The organism is Streptomyces sp. URMC 124 (assembly GCF_051386455.1).
GTDB lineage: Bacteria > Actinomycetota > Actinomycetes > Streptomycetales > Streptomycetaceae > Streptomyces.
In genome coordinates this window covers 18528-27294 of the sequence record NZ_JBPQTS010000100.1, presented here as the reverse complement: position 1 = coordinate 27294, position 8767 = coordinate 18528, and the positions used below count along the sequence as shown (strand labels likewise).

The following is an 8767-nucleotide window of genomic DNA, read 5'->3' as shown; positions in this document are numbered from 1 at the left end:
GTGGGGGGCGGCTCGGGGTGCGGAGGGGGTGCAAGGACGTGGCTCAGGGCACGGACAGGACGGGTGTCTCGAAGGGGTCGTGGTGGATGCGGTCGGGCCGGGTGCCGCTGAGCGCGAGCGTCTCCTTGGCGGAGACCACCATCTGTGCCGGACCGCTGAGGAAGACGTCGTGCTCGTACCACGGCCCGTACTCGGCCAGCACTTCCGGCAGCGTTCCGCGGATCCCGGGGACGTACTCGTCGGAGACCGCGCCCCTGATGGTCAGCCAGTGGTACCGCTGGGCCATCCGGAGCATGTCGTCGACGCCGTACAGCTCCGCGCCGGTCCGGGCCCCGAGGAACAGGTGCACCTGTCTGCGGCCCCCGCGCCGGGCGACCTCTTCGATGAGCGCGCGGACCGGGGCGAGACCGGTGCCGCCGGCCACGAAGACCAGTTCGTCGTGGTGGGCCGCGTCCAGGACCATGTCGCCCATCGGGGGTCCGAGCCGGATGACGTCTCCCACCACCGCCCGGTGCACCAGCGCCTCGCTGACCGAACCGCCGGGCACCGCGCGCACGTGGAAGGTGAGGGTGCCGTCCTGGCGGGGCGCGTTGGCGACGGAGTAATAGCGCCACCGCTTCGGCCACCACGGCGTCTCGACGCTCACGTACTGGCCCGCGGCGTACGCGTAGGGAATGTGGGGACGCACGGTGATTTCGGCGATGCCGTGGCCGCGCGAGAGGCGGTGCACGACGGTGGCGGGCCAGGTGGCGGGCCGTACCGCCTCGTCCTCCTCGGCCGCGCTGATCATGAGTTGCGCGACGGTGCCGTACGCCTTCGTCCAGGCGGCGGCGATCTCCGGGGTCCATGCGGAGCCCGCGAACCGGGCCAGGGTGGCGAGGAGGCATTCGCCCACCGCCGGGAAGTGCGCGGCGAGGGTGCCGAACTTCCGGTGGTCGCGTCCGAGGTGCCCGCAGAAGCGGACGAGGTTCTCGGGGTCGTCGACCAGGTCCACGATGCGCAGCAGCGCGCGCAGGAGACGGTCGCGCTGGGCGTCCATCCCTTCCGGGAACATCGGACGGACCTCGGGATAGCGGGCGAACAGGACCGCGTAGAAATAGACCGTTATCTCCCCCGCCATGGGTTTGACCACCGAGAGGGACGTCCTGATGAGGCTTATCTCGTGGGCCGACAAAGGCGGTTCGGCGGACTCGGGCTCCGGCTCTTCGGCGTACGCGGCCTGCCGGGGCTCCCCGTAATCGGAGTACTGAGGGTGCTGCGGGTGCTGCGGGTGCTGCGGGTGCTGCGGGTGCTGCCGATGTTCCGGGTATGCAGAGTACTCCGGGTATTCCGGGTATTCCGGGTATTCCGGATACTGCCGATACTCCGGGGCCGGGGGTTTGGGCGTGCCGCTCGGGCGACCGATCCGGAATCTCAACGGTCCAGTGCTCCCCCTGTGGATCTCCATCGAGAGGGAGCGGCGTGAAGGTCGGACGTGGCCAGCATGAATCCTCATCGGGGAGTGGAATCAAAGAAGCGGACTAGCCGCTTCCGGATGCCCCACGATCCTCAATGAGGTTCACGAGGCGAGGAAGAGCCGTATCCACTAGAACTCGGCGCCGGTTCTTGTGGAATCACCCCGACCGAATCCGACCGCTGTGCTGACTTGCGGGTACATATCGATCGGCGGTTCAGGAGACACCTGCGGGTCCTCACTTGACCGCGGGCTGCGCGCGCAGGTCGAAAACGTTCCCCGGTGTCACGATCTTCGTGATGGCATCGCCGAAGAGCGTGCTGGGTTCCGAGCCGTCGTGGTCGATGTCGGTGTTCAGCAGCACGACGAGGGTCGCCCGCTCCGCCGGGAGGTAGACGGTCAGCGTCTCGTAGCCCGGCAGCGAACCGTTGTGCCCGATCCAGCCGCGGACGTCGAAGATGCCGAGGCCGTACCCGACGTCCACGATCCCGGTCGGCTGCGTGGTGAGCCGCTGCTTCTGGGTGGCGGGGCCGATGAGGGTCCGGCCGCCAGGGAGGACGCCGGTGGCGACCGTACGCGCCCATACGCGCAGATCCTCCAGGTCGGAGACCATTGCGCCGGCCGCCCAGGCCCAGGAGGGGTTCCAGTCGGCGGTCTCCTCGACCTTGCCGCTCGCGGTCTGGCTCGTGTACCCCTGCGGGTGCGGCTTCGGGAACTCCGCGCCGACGGGGAAGGAGGTGTGGCGCAGACCGGCCGGCACGAGCACCTTCTCCCGGATGACGTCCCGCAGCGGCCGGCCGGTGACCTTCTCGATCACCAGGCCGAGCAGGATGAGGTTGGTGTTGCAGTAGGAGAACCTCTCACCGGGCGGGAACTGCACGGGGTGCCTGAAGGCGTAGCCGAGCAACTGCTGCGGCGTGAACGGGCGCCGCGGACGGGACGTCAACGCCTTGAAGAAGTCGTCGTCCTCGGAGTAGTTGAAGAGCCCGCTGCGCATCCCGGCCAGCTGACGCAGGGTGATGACGTTCCCGTTGGGCACGCCCTTGACGTACGCGCCGATCGGGTCATCCAGTCTCACCGCGCCCCGGTCGACGAGCTTCAGGAGTGCGGTCACGGTGAACGTCTTGGTCTCGCTGCCGATCCGTACGGACAGGTCCGGCGACATCTTCCGGCCGCTGCTCTTGTCGGCGACCCCGAACGAGCGCACGTAGCGCCCCTTGCCGGGCGCCCACAGCCCCACGGTGACCCCGGGGACGCCGGCCTCCCGCATGACCCGCCGCACCGCCTTGTCGAGCTGTCGCTTCACGGCGGGGGTGAGGGGCCGGAAGCCGCCCTCGGACACCGAGGCGGAGGGCGACGGCGGCGCGGGGGGCGCGGTGGCGGCCGCCCCTCCCGCGACCGGAAGGGTGAGCACCCCCATCGCGACGGTCATCACGGCCCCCCGGCGCAGACGTGTGCACGAGCGCTTCATGGGCTGGCTCCAGCGAATTCGAGGAGAAACCGAAGAAACGAAAGGAAACGAAAGGAACGGACGAAATGCATGTGAATCGTAGAACGGTTCCCCCGCCCGGGCCATTCGCCGGCCGTCACGGAGAGCTGAAAGGATGGATCGATGACGACGAAACGCGACGACGGTCCCCCGGCCTCCCCCGCCCCCGTTTCCGGCGCCGGGGACCGGTCCCGCCCGGGACCGGTCCCAGATGACCTCCTCGCCGCGAAGGCGCGGGTGTACGACCCGAACGGGCTCACGTGCTCACAACCGGTAGCCGAAGCGGAGAGCGCCGAATACAGGGCACACACCTTCACTCTGGACGGCCTGGCCGTCCGATTCCGTACCGCCAAAACGACGCCCACGAAGGCCGGTCAGTTCGTCACCGTATGGAGGAGATCCGATGAAGGGCCGATCCGGCCCTTCGACGTCGCGGACGCCGTCGACCTGTTCGTCATCAGCACACGGGAGGGCGATCACTTCGGACAGTTCGTCTTTCCGCAGGACGTGCTGTGCGAACGGGACATCGTGTCGAGGAACGGCACGGGCGGGAAAAGGGCGTTCCGCGTCTACCCGCCCTGGGTCACGACGACCAATCGCCAGGCCCGGAGCACGCAGACGTGGCAGCTGCATTACTTCCTGCACATTCCTGAGAACGAGCCGGTCGATTCCGGCCGCGTCCGGATGCTCTACCGCCCCGGTCGCTAGCCGCGCTTCACGCCGCGCTCGGGCCGGAGCGGCCGGCCGGCGACGCCGTCCCCCCGACGGCCGGAGCGTAACCGGGCTCCGCCGCCAGGACCGGGCGCAGCGCCCGGATCGCGTAGTAATGACGGGACTTCACGGTTCCCGGCGGTACGCCGAGCCGGGCCGCGGCTTCGGCCACCGGGCGGTCGTTGAGGTGCAGTTCCACCAGCACCTCGCGGTGGTGGTCCGGCACGCGCCGCATCGCCACGGCGACGTCCCGGGCGACGACCACCTCCTCGTACGGGTCCCCGGCCGACGGACGGTCCTCCATCGGCTCGCCCATCACCTCCTTGGCGCGGGCGGCCGCCATCCGGTAGTGGTCGATCGCGATCCGCCGCGCCACCGTGAGCAGCCACGGACGGCTCTGCTGCGGTCCCGCCGCCAGCGCCTCGGGGTGCTGCCAGGCGCGCAGGAGCGTCTCCTGCAGGACGTCCTCGGCCTTGTCCCGGTCACCGCCGGTCGACCGGAGCAGCGCGCGCAGCAGGTAGCCGCCGTGCAGGCGGTGGATCTCGGCGAGCGTCTCCGGGGCGAGGGTCGAGGGGGCGGCGTCGGGCACGTCCGCGGCGACCGGGCCATCGGCGGGGCCCGGGCGATCGGCGGGGCCTGCGGGCGGCCGGGACACGGACGGGTGCTGGGCGGCAGGCGGCTTCGACACGCGCTTGGCCTCTCGGATCAGACGGGAACGGCACCTCACCGACCGGGTGTCCCCGGCGGCGGTGAGGACAGCCTGTCGGGGGCCGCCAACGCCGCGCTAACGATCCGCCAACGTCGCGCTGGGGCCCGGACCAGCCCTTGGACGCCGTCCTCGCCCCGGTACTCGATCAGCACGGCGACCCATGCCGCCGGGGGGTTCCCGTTCCCGGCGACGGCTCCGGTTCGCCCGCGCCTCCGCCCCGGTGTACGGGCACGGCGGCCGGAACGGTTCACCGGCGACGGGGAAGGGGAGGGAGGGCGGGGCGCACGCTATGAGGCCGCCGGGCTCGCCTCGCGGAAGCGCGCCACCCAGTCCGCGGTGGCCCGCAGGCCGCCGAAGGTGTAGAAGTGCAGCTTGACGTCGCCGTGCCGCTGCGGGTCGTAGCCCTCGGAGAGGGTGCGGAGGAACCGGTCGGGGCCTGCCGTCCCCATGAGCTGGGTCAGGGAGAGGCCGTACTTCCGGGCGATGCCCGCGCTGGTCCCGACGCCGAACCGGGTCGCGTACCCCAGGAGCCTGCGCACCCCTGCGGGGCCGGGCACACCGACCCTGACGGGCAGGTGGATGCCGCGGTCCCGCACCTCCTCGATCCAGGCGAGGACCGGGTCGGGGTCGAAGCCGAACTGCGTGATGATGTGCCCGGGTATGCGACGCTCGGCGAGCGCGGCGGCCTTCTGCTCCAGCGCCGACCACAGCTGCGGGCCGGTGATGGCCGGGTGCCCCTCCGGGTAGCCGCACACCCCGACCTGCTCGACGCCGTACTGCTCCAGCAGCCCCGACCGGATCAGCGCCAGGGCGTCCTCGTAGGGCCCCTCCGGCACGGCCGGGTCACCACCCACCGCGAACACGCGTCCGGACATCCCTTCCGCATGGAGCCGGGAGAGGAACTCCTCGAACGCCGCACGGGAGGGCATCCGGCGGGCCGACAGGTGCGGGACGGGCTCGAAGCCGAGGGCCTTCACCGCGCGGGCGGCGGTGAGCCGCATCGACAGGTCCTCGTTGCCCAGGAAGGTCACGTTGACGCGCGTGCCCGCGGGGAGGAGGCGCCCGGCCTCTTCGAGGGCCGGGACGTCCTTGCCGGTCATTTCGAGGGAGAAGTCCTCGAGCAGCAGGCCGGTGGCCCCACCGGGCTGGGCGGTACGAGAATCCATCGTGCTCCGTAAGGCGTGGGACGACCCGACTGCACGAGGGTAAAGGACCCCTTTTCCGCGGCCGCCCCCGGCCGGTTCGCCGGCGCTGCCCGGCGCGGTCGGATACCGGAGCTGTGCCATGAGTCCCCTGGGCCGGCACGACGGGCCGCTCCGCTCCGACCTGCGGGAACGGCCACCGGCGAGGGTGATCGGAACGGGTACAGTCGCCCTGGCCGAGGGCGGGCAAAACAGGCCGCCCCGGCAGGTGCGCGGGAACGGGGAAACAGGGATGACGGTCGGCCGGATAGCCGGGCGCGAGGGCGAACTCGGCGCGCTGGAGCAATTCCTGAAGGACGTGCGCTCCGGTGCCGGCCGCTGCCTGGTGGTGCGCGGCGAGCCCGGCGCCGGGAAGTCCACGCTCCTGCGGCACGCCGCCGAGCGGGCGGACCCCGCGCGCGTCCTGACGGCGACCGGTGCCGAACCCGAGTCGGGGATGGCCTTCGCCGCGCTGCACCAGTTGCTGCGCCCGGTCGTCGGCCTGGCCGACGCGCTGCCCGGCGCCCAGCGGGATGCGGTACGTGCCGCGCTGGGGCTGGCGGAACCGACGGCTGCCCAGGACGGGTTCCTCGTCTCGGCGGGTGTCCTGTCCCTCCTGGCGGAGGCGGCGTCCGACGGCGGCCTGGTGTGCGTCGTCGACGACTTCCAGTGGGTGGACCAGGCCTCCGCCGACGCCCTGCTCTTCGCCGCCCGCCGCTTCGGCGGAGGTGACGGCGTGGGGCTGCTGATCGGTACTCGCGACGATGCCGGGGCCCGGCGGGCGCTCGGCGCGCTGCCCTCGCTGGAGCTGCGCGGACTGGACGCCGCGGGCGCGCGCGACGTGCTCGCGGAGCGTGCCGACGCCGCCCCGGCGCCCGGTGTCGTCGAGACCGTTACGGCCGCCACCGGCGGCAACCCCCTCGCGCTGCGCGAGACGGCCGGCCTCCTGACGCCCGATCAGCTGGCGGGCCGGGTACCGCTGCCCGATCCGCTGCCGGTGGGAGAGGGCGTCACCGCCGTCTACGGCGACCGGATCGCACGACTGCCCGAGGAGACCCGGCTCGTCCTGCTCGCCGCCGCGCTGGAGGGCCGGGGCGACGCCCGGCTGATCCGCGCCGCGGCCGGGCGGCTGGGCGCGGACCCCGGCGCGCTGGAGGCGGCTGAGGCCGCCGGCATCGTGGAGATCCGGCCGCCCCACGTGCACTTCCTGCATCCGCTGATCCGCGCCGCCGCCCACGCGGGCGCGGCCCCGGCGGCCCGCCGCGCGGTCCACCGCCGGCTCGCCGAGCTCCTGGCGGAGGACGGCGACCACGACCGGGCGGCCAGGCACCGCGCGGAGGCCGCGACCGGCCCCGACGAGGACGTCGCGGCCGCGCTGGCCGCCGCCGGCGAACACGCCCGCGCCCGGGGCGGATACGCCGACGCCGCGGGCCTCCTCACCCGGGCCGCCGCCCTGACCCCCGACCCGGCGGTCCGCGCCCGCCGCCTGACGGACACGGCCACCGCCGCGTGGCTCGGCGCCCGCCCGGGCCGGGCCCACTCGGCCCTCGCCGCGGCCCGCGACCTGGCCCGCGAGCCCCTGCTGCGCGCCGAGATCGCCCGGCTCGACGCCAGGTTCGAACTGTCCTCGGGCAACGCGGCCGAGGCCCTGCGGACACTCTTGTCGGCCGTGGAGACGGTCGAAGCGGCCGAGGAGACGGCCGACCCGGCCCGGGAGAGGGCCGACACGGCCGGAGCCGCGACCGGCGTGGCCGGGGTCGGCGGGGGTGTGGCCGGAAGCGGTTGGCCGGAGGAGCGTGCCGGCGCGACGCGGCGGGTCGTGCTCGCCCTGCTCGCCGATGCCGCCGAGGCCGCCTCCGCCGTCGGCGACACCCGGGCCGCGGTGCGCATCGGCCGCCGGGCGGCCGCCGTGACCGCCCCACCGGGGGTGCCGGAGGACGCCGGAGACGCGTTCCTTCGCGACGTCCTGACCGGCATGGGCACCCTGTACGACGGCGACGCCGACCGCGGCACGCACCTGCTGCGCAGGGCCCTGGCCGCTCTTCCGGACGACGACCCCGGCTACGCCGGCCCGGGCCGCGCCGGCCCCGGCTCCGCGGCCGAAAGTCCCGCCGCGCGGTTGCTGTGGGCGGCGGCCGCGGCCAGTCTGCTCGGGGAGCGTGACGCCGCCGCCCGTTACGGGGCCCGGGCGGGCCGTGTCGCCCGCGTCTCCGGCATGGTGGGCACGCTGCCCGTCGTCCTGGAGAACGCCGCCACGGCCGAGCGCATGAACAGTGGCTTCGCGCTCAGCGCCGCGCTGTCCGAGGAGGGGCTGGCCCTCGCCCGGGAGACCGGCCTCGACAACTCCGTGGCCGCCCACCTCGCCAACCTCGCCGTCTGCGCGGCCGTGCGCGGCCGGGAGGACGAGTGCCGGGACCGCGCCCGGGAAGCGCTGGCCATCGCCATTCCGCACCGGCTGGGCCTGCGCGCCGGCGTGGCCTCGTACGCGCTCGGCCTGCTGGACCTGGGCCTCGGCCGCTTCGACCGGGCCCACGAACGCCTCACCGCCCTCGCGTCCGCCGGGCCCGGCGCGGGCCACCACCTGGTGGTGTGGGGGTCGGCCGCCGACCGGGTGGAGGCGGCCGTCGCCGCCGGGGACCGCGCGGCGGCCGGCGCCGCCGCGGAATTCCTCGGGCAGTGGTCCGCCGGGGCGGCCTCACCTCGCGCGCAAGCCCTGGCGACCCGCTGCCGGGCCCTGGTCGCCGCGGACGCCGAGGCGCCGGCGCTGCTCATGAAGGCGCTCGAACTCCTCGCCGCCGACGACGACCAGGACGCCACCGCGTACGACCGGGCCCGTACCGAGCTGCTCCTGGGCGAACGGCTGCGCCGTGACCGCCGCGCCGGCGAGGCGCGGCCCCATCTGCGGCACGCGGCGGAGGCGTTCCACCGCATGGGCGCACTGCCGTGGGAGCAGCGCGCGAGAGGGGAGCTGCGCGCGGCCGGGGAGGCGGCCGCCCCGGACGGTCCCGCGGCCCTCGGCGAGCTCACCGCGCAGGAGCTGCGCATCGCCCGGCTCGTCGCGGAGGGCGTGAGCAACCGGGATGTCGCGGCCCGTCTCTTCCTCAGCCCGCGCACCGTCGAGTACCACCTGTACAAGGTGTATCCGAAGCTCGGCGTCAGCTCGCGGACGGAGCTGGCCCGCCTGCTGCGGTGACGGCCCCGGTGGCGCACCAGTGGGGCACCAG

6 protein-coding genes are annotated in these 8767 nt (G+C 73.7%); 2 read left to right on the top strand and 4 right to left on the bottom strand.

Going from position 1 to position 8767, the window contains the following annotated elements:
• Window positions 1-43: 43 nt before the first annotated feature.
• Together ACSNOG_RS20810 and ACSNOG_RS20805 are read right to left on the bottom strand one after the other, a co-directional pair.
• Entirely contained in the window at window positions 44-1120 is a 1077-nt protein-coding gene (locus ACSNOG_RS20810) for a globin domain-containing protein (protein ID WP_436754184.1), read from the bottom strand.
• A gap of 571 nt (window positions 1121-1691) precedes the next feature.
• Window positions 1692-2924, bottom strand: a complete 1233-nt coding sequence (locus ACSNOG_RS20805; protein WP_436754183.1) for a serine hydrolase domain-containing protein — start codon at window positions 2922-2924, stop codon at window positions 1692-1694.
• A 255-nt stretch (window positions 2925-3179) separates the two neighbouring features.
• On the opposite strand from ACSNOG_RS20805, the gene ACSNOG_RS20800 reads away from it, so the two are divergent.
• The gene (locus ACSNOG_RS20800; RefSeq protein WP_436754182.1) at window positions 3180-3650 is read left to right on the top strand and encodes a MepB family protein; all 471 of its coding nucleotides are present in this window, start codon (window positions 3180-3182) and stop codon (window positions 3648-3650) included.
• Between the two features lie 7 nt (window positions 3651-3657).
• On the opposite strand, the gene ACSNOG_RS20795 is transcribed toward ACSNOG_RS20800, so the two are convergent.
• Entirely contained in the window at window positions 3658-4341 is a 684-nt protein-coding gene (locus ACSNOG_RS20795; RefSeq protein ID WP_436754181.1) for a sigma-70 family RNA polymerase sigma factor, read from the bottom strand.
• A 308-nt stretch (window positions 4342-4649) separates the two neighbouring features.
• The gene (locus ACSNOG_RS20790; protein ID WP_436754180.1) at window positions 4650-5528 is read right to left on the bottom strand and encodes a methylenetetrahydrofolate reductase; all 879 of its coding nucleotides are present in this window, start codon (window positions 5526-5528) and stop codon (window positions 4650-4652) included.
• A gap of 268 nt (window positions 5529-5796) precedes the next feature.
• Between ACSNOG_RS20790 and ACSNOG_RS20785 the strand changes: the two genes are divergently transcribed.
• Window positions 5797-8736: an AAA family ATPase gene (locus ACSNOG_RS20785; protein ID WP_436754179.1), complete on the top strand. Its 2940-nt coding sequence runs from the start codon at window positions 5797-5799 to the stop codon at window positions 8734-8736.
• Window positions 8737-8767: the final 31 nt, after the last annotated feature.